This window comes from Burkholderia sp. SRS-25, assembly GCF_004343765.1.
In the GTDB taxonomy this organism is placed as follows: Bacteria; Pseudomonadota; Gammaproteobacteria; order Burkholderiales; family Burkholderiaceae; genus Burkholderia; species Burkholderia contaminans.
The window spans coordinates 234,607-251,261 of record NZ_PTXM01000014.1 but is presented as its reverse complement, the minus strand read 5'-3'; the positions used below and the strand labels follow the sequence as shown (position 1 = coordinate 251,261).

The 16,655-nt window shown below is 66.0% G+C and carries 14 protein-coding genes; 5 read left to right on the top strand and 9 right to left on the bottom strand.

Going from position 1 to position 16,655, the window contains the following annotated elements:
* Nucleotides 1–40: 40 nt before the first annotated feature.
* On the bottom strand, nt 41–979 hold the full coding sequence (locus C5O79_RS20560) for an AraC family transcriptional regulator (RefSeq protein ID WP_122476595.1): 939 nt from the start codon (nt 977–979) through the stop codon (nt 41–43).
* A 489-nt stretch (nt 980–1,468) separates the two neighbouring features.
* Here C5O79_RS20560 and cysS point away from each other — a divergent pair, with 489 nt between their 5' ends.
* Both cysS and C5O79_RS20550 read left to right on the top strand, forming a co-directional pair.
* Nucleotides 1,469–2,881, top strand: a complete 1,413-nt coding sequence (gene cysS / locus C5O79_RS20555) for a cysteine--tRNA ligase (protein WP_047849531.1) — start codon at nt 1,469–1,471, stop codon at nt 2,879–2,881.
* A 227-nt stretch (nt 2,882–3,108) separates the two neighbouring features.
* Nucleotides 3,109–4,359 (top strand): MFS transporter, encoded by a 1,251-nt coding sequence (locus tag C5O79_RS20550; protein ID WP_122477506.1) that lies wholly within the window; start codon nt 3,109–3,111, stop codon nt 4,357–4,359.
* A gap of 51 nt (nt 4,360–4,410) precedes the next feature.
* Here C5O79_RS20550 and C5O79_RS20545 read toward each other — a convergent pair whose 3' ends face one another.
* The 8 genes from C5O79_RS20545 to C5O79_RS20505 form a co-directional block, all read right to left on the bottom strand.
* Nucleotides 4,411–5,421 carry an inorganic phosphate transporter gene (locus C5O79_RS20545; protein WP_047849533.1) on the bottom strand — a complete coding sequence of 337 codons (1,011 nt, stop codon included), beginning with the start codon at nt 5,419–5,421 and terminating at the stop codon, nt 4,411–4,413.
* Nucleotides 5,422–5,434: 13 nt separating this feature from the next.
* Nucleotides 5,435–6,061, bottom strand: coding sequence for a DUF47 family protein (locus C5O79_RS20540; RefSeq protein ID WP_046549587.1), 627 nt, complete (start codon nt 6,059–6,061; stop codon nt 5,435–5,437).
* A gap of 37 nt (nt 6,062–6,098) precedes the next feature.
* Complete coding sequence (locus C5O79_RS20535) at nt 6,099–6,908, bottom strand: 2OG-Fe(II) oxygenase family protein (protein ID WP_047849534.1); 810 nt, start codon at nt 6,906–6,908, stop codon at nt 6,099–6,101.
* Nucleotides 6,909–7,850: 942 nt separating this feature from the next.
* Nucleotides 7,851–8,210, bottom strand: a complete 360-nt coding sequence (locus C5O79_RS20525) for a YbjQ family protein (protein ID WP_046549586.1) — start codon at nt 8,208–8,210, stop codon at nt 7,851–7,853.
* A 261-nt stretch (nt 8,211–8,471) separates the two neighbouring features.
* Entirely contained in the window at nt 8,472–9,725 is a 1,254-nt protein-coding gene (locus C5O79_RS20520; RefSeq protein ID WP_122476587.1) for a M20/M25/M40 family metallo-hydrolase, read from the bottom strand.
* 79 nt (nt 9,726–9,804) lie between these two features.
* Complete coding sequence (locus C5O79_RS20515; RefSeq protein WP_122476586.1) at nt 9,805–11,517, bottom strand: M36 family metallopeptidase; 1,713 nt, start codon at nt 11,515–11,517, stop codon at nt 9,805–9,807.
* A 490-nt stretch (nt 11,518–12,007) separates the two neighbouring features.
* Nucleotides 12,008–12,952, bottom strand: coding sequence for a GlxA family transcriptional regulator (locus C5O79_RS20510; protein ID WP_122476585.1), 945 nt, complete (start codon nt 12,950–12,952; stop codon nt 12,008–12,010).
* A gap of 127 nt (nt 12,953–13,079) precedes the next feature.
* Nucleotides 13,080–14,042 (bottom strand): helix-turn-helix domain-containing protein, encoded by a 963-nt coding sequence (locus tag C5O79_RS20505; RefSeq protein ID WP_046549583.1) that lies wholly within the window; start codon nt 14,040–14,042, stop codon nt 13,080–13,082.
* Nucleotides 14,043–14,286: 244 nt separating this feature from the next.
* Here C5O79_RS20505 and C5O79_RS20500 point away from each other — a divergent pair, with 244 nt between their 5' ends.
* From C5O79_RS20500 to mauD, 3 genes are read left to right on the top strand one after another with little or no spacing between them, the layout of a single operon-like run.
* Nucleotides 14,287–15,444: an amine dehydrogenase large subunit gene (locus C5O79_RS20500; RefSeq protein ID WP_122476584.1), complete on the top strand. Its 1,158-nt coding sequence runs from the start codon at nt 14,287–14,289 to the stop codon at nt 15,442–15,444.
* Between the two features lie 7 nt (nt 15,445–15,451).
* The gene (locus C5O79_RS20495; RefSeq protein ID WP_122476583.1) at nt 15,452–16,006 is read left to right on the top strand and encodes a MauE/DoxX family redox-associated membrane protein; all 555 of its coding nucleotides are present in this window, start codon (nt 15,452–15,454) and stop codon (nt 16,004–16,006) included.
* A complete protein-coding gene (gene mauD / locus C5O79_RS20490) occupies nt 16,003–16,635 on the top strand; it encodes a methylamine dehydrogenase accessory protein MauD (protein WP_122476582.1) in 633 nt (210 codons plus the stop codon). The genes C5O79_RS20495 and mauD overlap by 4 nt, the downstream gene beginning before the upstream one ends.
* Nucleotides 16,636–16,655 lie beyond the last annotated feature (20 nt).

Here is a 16,655-nt window from a genome sequence, read left to right as displayed (position 1 = left end):
TGGACAAAACGTCGACTGGATGGATAAAGCGTGGGCGGTGCTAGCGTGATCGGTTGTGCAGACGCCATTCCTTGGGCCCACATCCTTCGAGCCGCGAAAACACGCGTGAAAAATGGCTCTGGTCGAAAAAGCCGCAATCCGACGCAATGGTCGCAAGGCTTGCATCCGACTCGCGCAGTTGGGATTTGGCGCGTTCTATGCGGCGCTTCAGCAGCCACTGATGCGGCGTACTTCCGGTGGTCTGCTTGAATGCCTCGCCGAAGTAGCTCGTGGAGAGATTGCACTGGCGCGCGAGGTCGGCGATCGATGGATTGCCCTGCAGGTGAGCCGAGAAAAAATCCTCGATGCGGCGCATCTGCCAGGGCGCAAGGCTGGCGCGGCGCGTGCGGGTCGATGGATCGCCTTTGCCGTAGCGGGTGATGACGTGCTCGCAAAAAGCGAGGGCGAGGTAATCGACAAATAAAGAACTTGTCAGATCGGGCTGATGCAGAACGGCCTGGAGCGTGTGCGCAAGACGAAACAGGACCGGGTCGCTCGCACCGAGACTCGGCTGCACCAGCCCGCCGATACGCCGGCGCCCTTTCTGATCGGTGAATTCTTCGATTGCGCTTTGGGCGAGATAGAGCCGCATCGTATCGAACGGTATGTCGAGGCGACGCGTGGGCGCCGAGCGCAGGTCGAGCAGATAGCAGGCACCGGGCGTGCACGACGTTGAAGCGTCGAGATTGCCGCTCGAATTGCGTATGCCCGGATCAGGGCTAGAAATGAGCGGCATCTGGAAGACGAATGCTTCCTCTGGTTGCGGCGTCAGCGAACGCCCCGGTTGCGGCCGCACGTTGGTGAGCCGCGTGAACGAGATCGGCTGCCCCTGCGAAAAGACTTCTGCGCGCACGGTGGGCGCTTCCCGCAGTAGAAACCGTTCGGCGAGGGTGTCGTCTGGAAAAGGCTGCCCAGGATGAACAGAACGCTGGTGGCTCATTCGTCGCTCCCGTGAGTGCTCTCGTGCAATCGTCGATGCCGTTGCCTGGCGGCTGTATCAAGTCAAAGCGGGTCTAATCTAGCGTATTTCGATGACTGTCGCGCGACCCGCGACAGAGCGCACAACATTGGTGCTCGTCGCACGCCCCTGCTTCACCTTGACCTTGCTGCTTCCCGGGATCTGGAGCGCGGAGCCGAGCCCGTCACTCTGCGAAGCCGTCCGGCCCGCGCCGGCAGCCCGGCCACCGCCCGGGGATGAGCGCCCGGATGGTATTGACCATTGCCGTCTATAGGCGCTAGCATCGTCCGCATGCTTGATCTCGCCATTTTCCCCTCGTCGCTGGTCCGCGCATGTTGTCAGCACATGCCAGGGGGAAGTTGCGTCTAGCGAATTCGCTAAACATTCAAGCAATCGCCTTCCGGCCGCCTGTGATGCAAGACAGGCGGCCTTTTTGTTTTTGGGCCCACACCTTCGGGACGGAGAAACTCGATGCCGCTTGCGCTGTATGACACCTGGTCGCGTACCGTGCGCCCCTTCACGCCTGTCCGGGCCGGGCAGGTCGGCATGTATTGCTGCGGCCCGACGGTGTACGACGATGCCCACATCGGCAACCTGAGAACCTATGTGTTCGAGGATCTCCTGCGTCGTGTACTGGCGCGCAACGGCTACGCGGTCCGGCACGTCGTCAACATCACCGACGTCGGTCACCTGACGTCGGATGCGGACGAAGGCGAAGACAAGATGGAGAAGGGGAGCCGTCGGACCGGCGAATCGGCATGGGCCATCGCCCGGCGCTACACCGAGGCGTTCGTCCGCGACTGGCGCGCGCTCAACCTGCTCGAGCCGACGGTGTGGTGCCGCGCCACCGATCACATCGCCGAACAGATTGCGTTCATCGATACGCTCGACCGCGGCGGCTACGTCTATCGGACGGACGACGGCCTCTACTTCGACACCAGTCGGCAGGACGACTACGGTTATCTCGCGCGGCTGGACCGCGCGGGGTTGCAGGCGGGCAAGCGGGTGGCGCTGGGCGGGAAGCGGAGCATCACGGATTTTGCGTTGTGGAAGTTCAGCCCGGCCGACGTCAAGCGGCAAATGGAATGGGACAGCCCGTGGGGGCGCGGCTTTCCGGGCTGGCATATCGAATGCTCGGCGATGTCGGCGAAGTATCTCGGGACATTGTTCGATATCCATTGCGGCGGCGAGGATCACATCGCCGTGCATCACAGCAACGAGATCGCGCAGACGCGGGCGGCCCACGGCACGCAGCTCGCGAATTACTGGATGCATGGGCACTTCCTGACGTTTGACGACGATACGAAGATGTCGAAGTCGAGCGGCGATTTCGTTCGCCTGCAGACCTTGCAGAGCCGGGGTGTCGATCCGCTCGCGTACCGCTACCTGTGCCTGACGGCCCACTATCGAAGCAAGCTGCATTTCACGTGGGCGTCGCTCGACGCGGCGCACACCGCGCTGAATCGACTGCGGCACCTTTATGCCGGCTGGCCGGACGGCGGGCGCGTCGATGCGGATTTCGTCGCGCGATTCGATGCCGAAGTGAACGAGGACCTGAATCTGCCGAGGGCGCTCGCGGTGCTGTGGGACCTGGTCAGGAGCAGCCTGCCGCCTGCCACCCTGAAAGCGACCGTCGACAGCTTCGATGACGTGCTCGGCCTTGGCTTGCGCGAATGGCGGCCGGTTGCGTTCGACGTTCCGGAACATGTCCGCATGTTGCTCGGTGAGCGTGAGCGCGCGAGGGCGGACAAGGACTGGGCGCAAGCCGACCGGATCCGGGAAGCGTTGAGCACAGAGGGCTGGAGAGTGGAGGACACGCCGGAAGGGCAACGTCTGTTCGGCATGGCGATGGGTTCGAGCGATACAGGCGGCCCGCCGCAGTAAAGCGCGCGGGCCGCCTGTATCGGAAGATCCTGTAGTCAGGCATCCACCCGGCGGCCGCGATCCGCGTGGCCGCCGGAATCGTCGGCGCCCACGTCTACGGCCCGTTTTCCGCGGTTGGCATATCATCGCGCTTTGGCCGCGTCGGCACCGTTGTCGCGCGCATGCGTGGGCGTGCGCAGTCGTTTCTCGAACGGTACCGACGCACAGCGCCGACCACCGAGACCTCGATGACCGACTCCGTGCCCGACCCTAGTCCTTTATCCCCGCTACCCGCCAACCTGTTCCGCCATGTCCCGTTCCAGCGCTTCTGGGGTACGCGCGTCATGTCTTCCCTGGCGTTCCAGATCCTGTCGGTTGCCATCGGCTGGTACGTCTACGCGCTCACGCACAGCGCGTTCGCGCTCGGTCTCGTCGGTCTCGCGCAGTTCGTGCCGATGTTCGCGCTGACGCTCGTCGTCGGGCAGGTGGCCGACCGCTACGATCGCCGGCGCATCGCGACGATCTGCCAGGGTGTCGAGGCGCTGGCTGCAGGCGTGTTCCTGCTCGGCGCCACGCAAGGGTGGCTGGCGGCACCGGCCGTGTATGCACTGGCCGCGATCGTCGGCACGGCCCGCGCGTTCGAATCGCCGTCGGTGTCGTCGCTGCTGCCGGCCGTCGTGCCTCGCACGGACCTGCCGCGCGCGACCGCGCTGTCGACGTCCGCGAACCAGGCCGCACAGATCCTCGGGCCCGCGTTCGGCGGGCTGCTGTATGGCGTCGGCGCGCCCGCCGCGTTCGGCACGAGCGTCGTCGCATTCGCGATCGCGGCGGTGCTGAGCGGCACGATTCCGCTGCGCAGTGCGCCGCCCGCGCGCGAGCCGGTCACGCTGCGCTCGGTGTTTTCGGGCATCGCATTCATCCGGCGCGAGCCGGCGATTCTCGGTGCGCTGTCGCTCGACCTGTTCGCGGTGCTGTTCGGCGGCGCGACTGCGCTGCTGCCGATCTACGCGCGCGACATCCTGCAGGTCGGCCCGTGGGGGCTCGGTGCGCTGCGTGCGGCGCCTGCCGTCGGCGCGCTCGCGGGCACGCTGTGGCTCACGCGTTTCCCGTTGAAGGGGCGGCCGGGCCGCGCGATGTTCGGCGGCGTGATCGCGTTCGGCATCGCGACGATCGTGTTCGGGCTGTCGCGGCACTTTGCGCTGTCGCTCGTCGCGCTGGCCGCGCTCGGCGCGTCGGACGTAGTCAGCGTCGTCGTGCGGCTGTCGCTCGTGCAACTGCGCACGCCCGACGACATGCTTGGGCGCGTGAGCGCGGTCAATTCGCTGTTCATCGGCACGTCGAACCAGCTCGGCGAATTCGAGTCGGGCGTGACGGCCGCGTGGTGGGGTGCGCCCGCGGCGATCGTCGTGGGGGGTACCGCGACGATTCTGGTCGCGCTCACGTGGATGCGGCTGTTTCCCCAGCTCACGAACATGAAGTCGCTCGAACGCGACGCGTGACGTGCGGCGCGGGATGCGCCGTGCGTCACGCGCAGGGTTGCGCCGCAGCCATCAGAAGATCCGGTGCCCGAGCCACCACCCGCCGGCCGCGAACAACGCAGCCGCGGGCAACGTCAGCACCCATGCCCAGACGATGTTGCCGGCCACGCCCCAGCGCACGGCGGACAGCTTCTGCGTTGCACCGACACCGACGATCGCACCGGTAATCGTGTGCGTGGTCGACACCGGAATGCCGAGGAACGATGCGAGGAACAGCGTCATCGCGCCGCCGGTTTCCGCACAGAAACCGCCGACCGGCTTGAGCTTCGTGATCTTCTGGCCCATCGTGCGCACGATGCGCCAGCCGCCGAACAGCGTGCCGAGGCCCATCGACAGATAGCACGCGCCGATCACCCACGCCGGCGGCGCATCGGCGGTTGCCGACGCATAGCCCGACGCGATCAGCAGCATCCAGATGATGCCGATCGTCTTCTGCGCGTCGTTGCCGCCGTGCCCGAGACTGTACAGTCCGGCCGACAGCAGCTGCAGCCGGCGGAAGCGCCGGTCCACCTTGCTGGGCGCGGTGCGGAAATACAGCCACGACACGCCGAGCATGAACAGCGAGCCGAGGATGAAGCCGAGCAGCGGCGAGATGAAGATGAACGCGATGGTCTTCAGCAGCCCGTCGATGTTCAGCGAGCTCCAGCCCGACTTGGCGAGCGCTGCGCCGACCAGGCCGCCGATCAGCGCGTGCGACGAGCTCGACGGGATCCCGTAGTACCACGTGATCACGTTCCAGCCGATTGCGCCGACCAGCGCACCGAACACGACGTAGTGGTCGACGATCCCGGGATCGATCGTGCCTTTGCCGACGGTCTGCGCGACCTTCAGGTGGAAGATGAAATACGCGATGACGTTGAACGCGGCCGCGAACACGACGGCCTGCCGGGGCTTCAGCACCCCGGTCGACACGACGGTGGCGATCGAGTTCGCCGCGTCGTGAAAGCCGTTCATGAAGTCGAATACGAGCGCGACGAGCACCAGCGTCGCGACCATCCACAGGGCGAGTTGTATCGAATGCATCTTGTTGATTCGCTCAGGCGTTTTCCAGCACGATGCCTTCGACGATGTTCGCGACATCCTCGAATTTGTCGGTAATGCGTTCGAGCAGGTCGTAGACGCCCTTCAGCTTGATGAGCGTCTTCACGTCGATGTCGTCGCGAAAGAGCTTCGAGATCGCCGATCGCAGCACGCGGTCGGCGCGGGTCTCGAGCGTGTCGATCTCTTCGCATGCCTTGAGGATCTGCGCCGACTCCTTCATGTCGGACAGCAGGTTGACCGCGATCTGCGCCTGCAGCGCCGACTGCACGACGATGTCCGCGAGCTCGCTGGCCTCGTCGGTGACCGATTTCAGGTCGTAGACCACGACGGTGGTCGCGACGTCCTCCATCAGGTCGAGGATGTCGTCCATCGTCGTGACCAGCTTGTGGATCTCGTCTCGATCGAGCGGCGTGATGAACGTCTTGTGCAGCAGGTCGATGGCATCGTGCGCGAGCTTGTCGCCGGTCCGTTCGGTGGTCTGGACGTTGGCCATGGCCAGCTCGGCATCGTCGAGATTGTCGAGGAGCATCTGAACCTCGCACGCGGCGAGGACGATGTGCTGCGCATGCGTGTCGAAGAGGTCGAAAAAGCGGTTTTCGACGGGGAGGAAGCGTCCAAGCATGGATTCTCCGGAGAAAAGGTGGGCCGGATGAGGCGGATCAGGCCGCGCACGGGCGGCACAGCGCGCTGTTGCCGAATGCGACGTGCCGGCCTTCGGCGAGTGCCCGCAGGTCCAGCGGCCGCTGGTTGACGATCGTGCTGGCGTGCGCGGCCGACAGGTCGGGATTGACGAAGTACATCAGCGACTTGCGCGGGGCGCGCGTGCGCGGGCGTTCGACCGCGTGCTGCATCGCCGGTACTTCGCCGTCGGTGAGCGCCTCGAGCAGCGAGCCGGCCAGCACGATCATTTCGTCGGAACGCGGCAGCGCGGAAATCGGCGACGAGTCGGGCAGCAGGACAAGGCCGGGTGCCGTCGGCCGGATGAACGACAGCAGGTGGCCGTCCTCGTGCGGATCCTGCAGGTACGCGCGGTCGTGGCTGCCGTGCTGCTGCTCGTACGCGCAGAACTGCAGGTAGGAGCTGTGCCGGACCGGCGGCTGCGGCGTACCGCCGAGGTTCTCGCATACCGCATCGAGCAGGTCCTGCGCGATTGCGTGGATGCACGCTTCGTACGCGGCCATCTCGCGGTAGAACGCGGATTTGGCCAGCGCAAAGCCGTGATGCGCATCGCGCCGCGCGACCCAGTAGCAGAACCGGTCGCACAGATCCGGCCGGTCCGGCGTATGCGAGTATTCGAGCCCGAACGGCAGGAAGCCGTCGGTGTGCTCCGGAAACGAGAATGCGTGCTTTTGCTTGCGATCCAGCGCGTCATAGGCTGCCGCGAGCCGGTCGAAATGCATGAGCAGCGCGTACGGCATCTTGAAGTAGACGTAGCTGTCGCGGATCAGGCGGCTGGCGTGGAGTTTCATACGGTTTTGCATGGTGTTCTCCCGGTACATCGGACATGGCGTGGCGCCGAAAGGCGGGCAGTGCCGCGTTGCCGGCGCATGAGAAGGCGGGGGCGTGGTGTGCGCGACCCGGTCGGCGTCAGTGCGGCGCGCGTGCAGAAGCGGCGGCCGATCGACGTAAACGACGGGTGAGGTGGCGGCGCAGGAGAGCGTCCTGGTGGTTGTCGTGTGCGAACCGGTGCTGCCGGTTCGGCTGAGCGGAGAGGTCGAGTCGTGTCATGCGTGCTCCAGGCGCCGGACTGCACACGGCGGGAGCATCATGACGTCAACGACGGACGAGCGCTTCCCGCCGCGCCGCGTCGGGCGCGATCGGCTGATAAGAGGCTGGGAGTCGGGTATTCGCCGGCATGGCGTGCGAACGCGAGCCGGCGCAGCTTAATCGGCTAGGGTCGTCGTCCATTTCGAACTCCTGTCTATTTGCGCAATGCGTACGTGTACCCGGGCTGTGCACGCGCGGGCATGCAGCCGGACACACGCACGCGACGCGGGTCACGTACGGACGCCGCCCGGGTGTCGAGCGGCAACTGAATGGTCGAGTACGGGAATTTCGGATCGACGGCATGCCGATCCTGAAAGACACCGCATCCTGCTATCCCGGGATGCGGCAGAAGACAAGGCTCTGCGAAGCTTCCTCAGGCGGCAGTCAGGTTGGTGCAGGACCAACTACAACTCGCATCGGTAGGCACAGAAGCCTCCATGAATGAAAACGAGTGCGATGGTAAGAGGGAACCGCGCGGCGCGTCAATCGAAAACTTCGCACGTGTTTCGGGCGCATTCGCCGGCAGGTCGACCGGCTGCGATCGGGTGCTGCCGGTGATGCGCCAGAACAGTGTCGGGACAGCGGGCGGAGCCCGGCCGGCAGGTCCGGGCGAACGCGTCAACGAGGTTTGCCGGTGCCGGGCGTCATGCCGGTTCGACGATGACGGCCGTGCCGTAGCAAATCACTTCGGTCACGCCCGAGCCGATCTCGGTCGAGTCGTAGCGCATCGCGACGATCGCATTCGCGCCGAGCTTGCGGGCATCGGCGAGCATCTTGTCGAACGCGTGCTGGCGTGCCTTTTCGCACAGCGACGTATAGAGCGTGATGTTGCCGCCGAAGATCGTCTGCAGCGACGCGCCGAACGAGCCGACGATCGAGCGCGAGCGCACGATGATGCCTTGCACGACGCCGAGCGAGCGGACGGTCGTGTGGCCGGGCAGGTCGAAAGCCGTCGTGACGCGAGCGGGCGACAGGTCGTCGAGGGAGCGGGTGGTATCGATCATGGCAGGCGAGGGTAGCGGAGTGGTCGAGCCACGATTTTATCCGGACGCGCACACGAAGCCGGCAGCGAGACGTTTGCCCTATCGCGATGTCTCCGGTTGCCCGACATGGAGGCGTCATTCTTCAACGAATGTGTCCGCGAACGCCGGTTGCAGAAATTTCCGCGGCGATGCGCCTGCGCCGCTGCCAGATCCTGGACGCGCTCGTTCGACCGAAGTCGGGAAGGATGCACTTGCCGCCGCCTCCTTCCCGACCACACGCCGTCAGGGCTTCGCGGCCGCGCTGCCGTTCCCGCCGAGGTCGACCGCGTAGGCCAGCGCCAGCTTGCCGAACTTCAGCGCATGATTCGCCTGGCGATCCGAATTCTCCAGCGTGTCGTTCACGGTATGGATATACGGGCTGTCGTTCTGGTCGGCCTCGAACGGGAACGACGCCGGATACCCCTGCGCATTCCACGACGCGTGATCCGAGCACGCATACCCGCACTGCGACGTGCCGATCGCGAGCTCCGGCAGGTAGGTCTTCGCCAGATTCGTCAGGTAGGTGTTCTGCGACGCGTTCGTGTAGTCGGTGATCAGGTAGATATCCTTCGGATCGCCCTTGTAGTTCGTCATGTCGAGCTGCAGCACGCCGACCACGTTCGCGTTCTGCGCGCGGAACTGCTTCGCGATCGCTTTCGAGCCGAGCAGGCCGGCTTCCTCGGCTGCGTACCCGACGAACTTGATCGTCCGCTTCGGCTTGTAGTTGTTCGCCAGCAGCACGCGCAGCGCTTCGGTGAGGCTGGCGATGCCCGACGCATCATCGTCCGCGCCGGGTGAGCGCGTGTTCTCCGTCGTGCGGCCGACCGTCGAATCGAGGTGGCCGCCCAGCACGATGGTGCCCGCGGCCGGATCGCTGCCGCGAATCGTCAGGATCACGGATTTCTGCGGAAAGCCGGTGTGCGCGAACTGTTCGACGGTGATGTCGGCTCGCGAACCCGCCAGCTGCTTCCACTGCAATGCGAGCCAGTCCGACGCGGCGACGCCGTGTGACGTCGTGTAGTAGCGGTTCGTGAAGCCGGACAGCGACGTGATCGTGCCGACGATGTTGCTGGCCTGGAGCTGCTGGATCCACGTGCCGATCTGCGGCGCGTTCGATACCTTGTATGCGGACGCGGCGGCCTGTTTCGCGAGCGTCGGCGACAACGGCTGCAGTGCCTGGCGCGCTTCGTCGAACGAATCGTGCACGACATAGCCGGGCCCGTGGCCGCGCGTATGGTGGACGGCGTGGGCCAGCTCGCCGAGCCGTGAATCGTCGATTTCGACGACGTGAACGGTTTCGCGGCGCGCGGCGCCGTCGGCCGTCTTGCCCGCGTCGAGGGTCGTGCTGTACTGCGCGGTAGCGCCGGCGTCGATGCGTTGCAACTGGCGGAACGCCGCGTCGCCGAGTGTGATCCACACCGGCGTCGCATGCGCGGCGGCGGTCAGCAGCATGCCGCCGAGCGCGGCGCCCAGGCGGGTCAGTTTCAGAGTAGGCATGTTCGATCTCGTGAGGATGGCGATGTCGAGGAAGAGGGCGTGCCGCAGGTCGTGCGCCGCGCCCCCGCCTGCTGCGGAATTACGACTTCTTAGGTACGGTCACGCCGTACGTGCAACTCTGGTTGTACGCATTGCCGATCGCGGTGAGCTGCGCGTTGCTGTAGCCGAGCGCGGACGCCGCCGTCAGCACGGCCTGCGCGGCGGCCTTCTGGTTGGTCGAGCTGTTGGTCATCGACAACCCCTTCAGGAACGCCTTGTCCATCGCCTGCGCGCCGATCGCGTCGCGCGCAACGAGGTTGCACGACGCCCAGTACTGGCCGGCCGTATGGATCTCCGCGCCGCGCGCCTGCGCATAGGTGCGCCCGACGTTCCAGTTGGTCACGCGGCCGCCCCAGAACTCGTTGTGGCCGTCCCAGTTGTAGACCCAGTGATATTGCGCATCCGACGGGCTCCACTGGTTGAAGTCGCGGCTGTACGCGGCGGCGAGATAGTCGCCGGTGCCTTCCGACAAGCCTTCCTGCTGCGACAGGCCGCCGTTCGTCACCCAGTCGTGGATGCCGTGGCCGAGTTCGTGGATCACGACGTCCGCATCCTCCGCATCGTCGACGCCGCCTTGCCCGAAGGTCAGCCGGCCGCTGCTCGACGAGTACGACGAGTTGTCGTCGCCGGATTCGCCGTGCGGGTCGTACTGCACGCCGCCGGTGTACTGGTACGGCAGCGCCTTGATGCCGAGCGTCTGGTTCACGTAACGCAGGAACGTATCGATGTGGTAGTACACGTTCACGGCCTCGAAATACAGGTTGCCGCGCGTGAACTCGAACGCGGGCGTCGACTGCACGGGGCAGGCCTTGTCCAGCGGCGCATCGAAATCGACGCATGCGGCATACGGGCCGGACAGCGAGTAGCGTCCACCCGACTGCGCAAGATCCTTCAGCGTCACGCGCACGCGTGCGGCAGTGAGCTGCGACGAATCGGCGTCGTTGTTGTCCTTGAATCCCGTGCTGCCATAGCTGCTCCTGGTCGGCGACAACGGGTCGGGCCGGAACACGAAGCCCGTGCCGTCGGTCGCGTAGAACGCCTTGTCCTCGGCGCGCAGCACTTCGCCGCTGCCCGAGTCGATCAGCAGTTCCCAGTCGCCTTTCGGGCCGTCGTTCGGGCGGCCGCGCACTTTCCACACCGTATGCGTGCCGGTTTTGTCGACGAACGCGACGAGTTGCGCATCCAGGTTCGTGAAGCCGCTCACGCCGAGATACGCGCGGGCGCGGTCGAGCGCCTGCTGCTGGTCGACGGCCTGCGACTTGCGGGACGTCGCGATCACGCCGTTGATCGTGTTGCTCGCGACGTACAGGATGCGGCCGTCCTTCCCGACCGTCACCGCGATATCGCTGCCGTAGACGGGCAATCCGGCCGCCTGTTGCTGCAGGCGGACGACAGTGAAGTCGGCATCCGCGCGCTCCGACGTGACGACGAGGCTCGCGAGCGCGGTCGCGTCGAGCCCGAGCTGCGTGGCCTGCGACGCGACGAAGTCGCGCGCGGTGGCGGCGGGCGTCGTGGCGGTTTTCTTCGCGCGATACGCGGGGTTGTACAGCGTGACGGCGACGCCGTCCGCGCGGAACTGCCCGGCGGCCGTATCGGCCTTGGCGGCCGGCGGCGCGACGCCGCGCGTCAGGCTTTCGCGCAGGCTCGTTGCTTGCGGGTTCGACACTTTCGTATCGGCCGCGGTGCCGCCGACGATGCCGAAACCGAGCGCGAGACCCAGGGCGAGCGGCAGTGCTTTGCGTGATGTCTGCATACGTGATCCTCATCTCAACGGTTGGACACGCCCGCGCGTTCGTGGCGCGCAGGCACGACACGGCCCGCGCGCCGGTTCGATGGAACCGGTGCGGCGTAGCGGTGTTGGGAGCGTCGACTGACTAAGGAACCCTAAATGTCAGGTCGAAAAGAAACAGGCGGGCGAAGAGCGGGGGGAGCGAAAGAAGAAGCGAACGGCAGGCAGGTGCGGCGACGGCGAAGCGAGCATCGTCATGTCATACCCCTCGGATCGGATCGATATCGGTTGATGGCCCGCGTGGCGCGACGCACGCCGAGCGGCGGCATGCGTGTCGTTAGGCTGCCTATCTAACTTTTTTTGGTATGTTACAGAATATTTTCAACGACATTCCAATTTATTTTCGACGACCGCTTCGGTTCGTCGATCAATCGCCGGCATTGTTCATCGCGCGGCGGGAAACGCTGCCGGAACGTGCAATACCGCGCTGGATTGTGCCTGAAGCCGGCGACGATCAGCGGGTTGCACGCCGGTCGTTGCGCGGGCTCAACCCGAATCGCGTGCGATACGTGCGCGAGAAATGCGACGGCGATTCGAACCCGCACGCGACGCAAACCGATGTGATGCTCATGTCGGTCTGCTGCAGCAGTTCACGCGCGCGATCGAGGCGCAGGTTCAGGTAGAAATGCGTCGGCGTGTCGTTCAGCGTCGCGCTGAACAGCCGCTCGAGCTGGCGGCGCGTAATCGACACCTCCTGCGCGAGCGCATCGGAGCCGAGCGGGTTTTCCATGTGCCGCTGCATCGTGCCGATCACCTGGATCAGCTTGCGGTTGTGCACGCCGTAGCGCGCGGCGATCTCGAGCCGCTGGCTGTCGGAGCGCTGCCGGATCCGGCTGACGACGAACTGCTCGGAGATCGCCGCCGCGAGATCGGCGCCGTGCCGCCGGCCGATCAGGTCGAGCATCATGTCGATCGACGCGGTGCCGCCCGCGCAGGTGATGCGCCGGTCGTCGATCTCGAACAACTCCTGCGTCGCGTTCAGGGCGGGGTAGCGTTCGCGGAACGCGGCCAGCGCTTCCCAGTGCAGCGTGAGCGGCTGCGACGTGTCGAACAGCCCGGCTTCCGCGAGCACGAAGCTGCCGGTATCGATGCCGCCGAGCGTTGCACCATAACGGTGCTGGCGGCGCAACCAGTCGCCGATCGCACGCGTGTAGCACACGAGCGGATCGAAGCCCGCGACGACGAACACCGTATCGACCTTGTCGACCTCCGCGCACGCGGCTTCGGCGGCAACCGGAATGCCGTTGCTCGCGGCGACGGGCGCGCCGTCGGCGCTGATCACGTGCCAGCGATAGAGCTCGGTGCGAAAGCGGTTCGCGACGCGCAGCGGCTCGACCGCGGACATGAAGCCGAGTGCGGAGAAGCCGGGCAGCAGCAGGAAATGGAAATCCTCGGGCATCGGAGCAGGAGATGGAATCCGGTGGTCGTCGCGCATTGCACGGTGCGGCGAGCGGACGGGCAGGCGCCGAGGCCGGCTCGCGCGCGCCGAACGGTCAGCGGGAGATTATCGCGGGTTTTGCTCGGGCTCAGCGCGTTTTTGCGTCGCGTACCGACCGGCGCGCGGTGGTCGACGGCAATTCGCCGAACTGCGCCTTGTACGCGTTCGCGAAATGCCCGAGATGAATGAAACCCCAGCGCGCGGCCGCGTCGCTGATCGGCAGGTCGGCCTGCCGCGTATCGAGCAGCATCCGCCGCACTTGCGACAGGCGCAGCGAGCGCACGTAGTTCAACGGGCTGGTCTGCACGACCGACTGGAAGCTGTTCTGCATCGTGCGCCGGCTCACGCGCAATTGCGTGCACAGGCTCAGCACGTCGACCGGCGCTTCGGGATGGTCGATCACGTAGTCGTGCACGCGGCGCACGATGTCGGCGCGGCACGCGTGCGTGAGACGGTTCGATGGCTCGGGCATCCGGTACGTGAGGAGATCGACGAGCACGTTGCCTATCTCGCCGCGCAGTTCGCGTTGCGTGCGAGCGTCGAGGTACGTATCGGGTGCCGACAGCACACGCTCGATTTGCGTGGCGACCTGCACGCTCGCGCGCATCAGCACGGCGGTGGGCATGTCGACGACGCCGCGACGCAACGCGGCGTCGTCGAGGTGGACATCGGCCGCATCCTCGACCTGCTGCATCAGTTCGCGATCGGCGACGACACCGATCAGCGACATGTCGTCGGGCGAATGCAGCTCGAACGGTGCACCGCCGCGCGCCATCACCATCGTGCCGCGCTCGATGCGCGCGCCGCCGAATGCGAACGCGCCCGAGCCGGTGAGCGGCATGCCGAACACCGTATGGTCGTGCGGCAGTCTTCCGCGCTGGATGATGCGAACGTTGGCGGCTTCCTGGAACAACTGCACGCCGTCCAGCACCGCATGCTTGACCGCGCTGCGATACACGCCGGAGCCGATCTGGTCGTAGCGCTGGTTCCAGCCGCGCAGCGCCTCGGCATGCCGGTCCGCGTTGTCGAACCTCTCGTGAAACACGAACACAGCGCCTCCAGGTGCGTCGATCAGGACCGCGCAAGATTAAACCGACCGAGTGGTCGGCGCAATAAGGGGGAGCGCTATTCCGCGCGCATTCGTCAGAGGGTCGGAAGCCCTCGGCCGGCGTGGCTTTCAGGCGGTTTTCCAATATCCCGAATCGGCATGCACGCGGTGCCGGTCCGGGTGCTGACCGGATTTATTGTCGAACTACAGTCGCCCCACATCACGGGATTCCCCAACTGGAGGCGACATGAGGACAAGGCGACGAACCGCGGTGCTCGCGGCGACGCTGGCGTTCGCGGCGGCGTGGGCCGGCGGCGCGAATGCGACGGAAAAGCCGGAGGAACTGGTCGTGCAGAAGATGCCGCCGTGGCATCCGCACGAGGTCTACATCGTCGACATCTCGATGCCGTCGATGACCGACGGACGCATCTACGTGTACGACGCCGACGCGAAGAAGCTGCTCGGCCAGATCGACGGCGGCTTCGGCCCCGGCTTCGCGATTTCGCCCGACCACAGGACGAGCTTCGTCGCGACGACCTACTTCTCGCGCGGCTCGCACGGCACGCGTACCGACGTGGTCGAGATGACCGACAACACGACGCTCGATCATGCAGGCGAGATCGTGATTCCGGCAAAACATGCGCAGCACGTGCCGTCGCCGTACAACACCGCGTTCAGCGCGGACGGCACGCGGCTGTACGTCGCGAACATCACGCCGGCCGCATCGGTGACGGTGATCGACGCCGTGTCGAAGAAAGTGCTGTCGGAGATCGATACGGCGGCGTGCGTGCTCGCGTATCCGTCGGGCACCGACCGCTTCACCGCGTTGTGCGAAAGCGGCAAGGCGCTGACCGTCACGCTCGATGCGAACGGCAAGGAAGCGAAGCGCACGATGTCGGATGCGTTCATCGACGTCGACAAGGATCCGGCGTTCGTGAATGCGTCGCGCTACCAGGGCGAGTATCTGTTCACGACCTACGGCGGCAACGTGCGCAGCGCGGATTTCAGCGGCGCCAGGCCTGCATTCGGCAAGCCGTGGCCGCTGTTGACGGATGCCGAGCGCGCCGAAGGCTGGCGCCCGGGCGGCCTGCAGCAAACGGCCGTGCAGGCCACGCAGAACCGCTACTACGTGCTGATGCACAAGGGCGGCGACGGCTCGCACAAGGATCCCGGCACGCAGGTGTGGGTATTCGACCTGAAGTCGAAGCAGCGTGTCGCGCGCTGGGATCTCGCGCAGCAGAAGGTCGATCCGCTCGTGTCGATCCAGGTCAGCGAGGACGACAAACCGCTGTTCTATGGGCTGACGGCGACGTCCGACCTCGTCGTGATGGATGCACGCACCGGCAAGCTGCAGAACGTCGAGAAGCAGATCGGCAACACGTCGTCGCTGCTCGTCAACCCGTGAGGCCGCGATGACACTCGATCCCGTACTTGCCACCAGCGCGCAGGCCGGCGCGGCCGTCGTCGTGCTGCTCGGTGCGTTCACGAAGATGCGGCGGCCCGCCGCGTTCAGCCAGGCGCTCGCCGGCTACCGGCTGCTGCCCGACGCGCTGACTGCGCCCGTCGCGTTCGCGATTCCGCTCGCGGAAGCGATCGGCGCCGCGGCGCTGCTGTTTCCCGATACGCGCACGGCCGGCGCGATCGGCCTGGTCGCGTTGCTCGTGGCCTTCGCCGCCGCGATTGCGATCAATCTCCTGCGCGGCCACACCGACATCGACTGCGGCTGTTCCGGCTTCGCGGCGGCGCGCGCCGATGCGCCGCGCGGCATCGGCTGGCTGCACCTCGGGCGCGCGCTGCTGCTCGCCGCGCTGGCCGCGACCGCGCTCGTCGAGCCGGGTGCGCGCGCGGTCGTGTGGTTCGACTACCTGACGCTGTTCTTCTCCGTGTTGCTGATCGTCTGCGCGCTGCTCACCGTCGACGTGCTGCTCGCCAACGGTCCGCGCCTTTCCCACCTGAGGAATTCATGATGCAAACCGCTCTCACCGTTTCCACCGCCCTGCTGTGGGTGGCCGTCCTCGCGCTCGGCGCGATCTGTCTCGCGCTGGTGCGCCAGATCGGCATCCTGTACGAACGCATCATGCCGGCCGGCGCATTGATGATCGACAAGGGGCCGGCGGTCGGCGCGATCGCGCCGACGTTCGAACTGACCGACATTCGCGGCTCGCAGGTGAAGGTCGGCGGCTTCGACGCGTCGGGCAAGGCGACGCTGCTGTTCTTCCTGTCGCCCACGTGCCCCGTCTGCAAGAAGTTGCTGCCGCTGCTGCCGTCGCTGCAGGCGGGCGAAGCGACGCCGGTGAACATCGTGCTGGCGAGCGACGGCGATGCCGACGAACACGCGCGCTTCGCGCGCAAGCACGATCTCGGGCGCTTCCCGTACGTGCTGTCGCAGGAACTCGGCCTCGCGTATCAGATCGGCAAGCTGCCGTATGCGGTGCTGCTCGACGAAACTGGCACGGTGCGCGCGAAGGGGCTCGTCAACACGCGCGAGCATCTCGAGAGCCTGTTCGAGGCGAAGGAGCGCGGCGTCGCATCGCTGCAGCAATTCGTGCATGGCGATCACGGCCACGACCACGACGCGCACGCGCAGCACGCATGACCGGCCGACCGTCTTTCAAT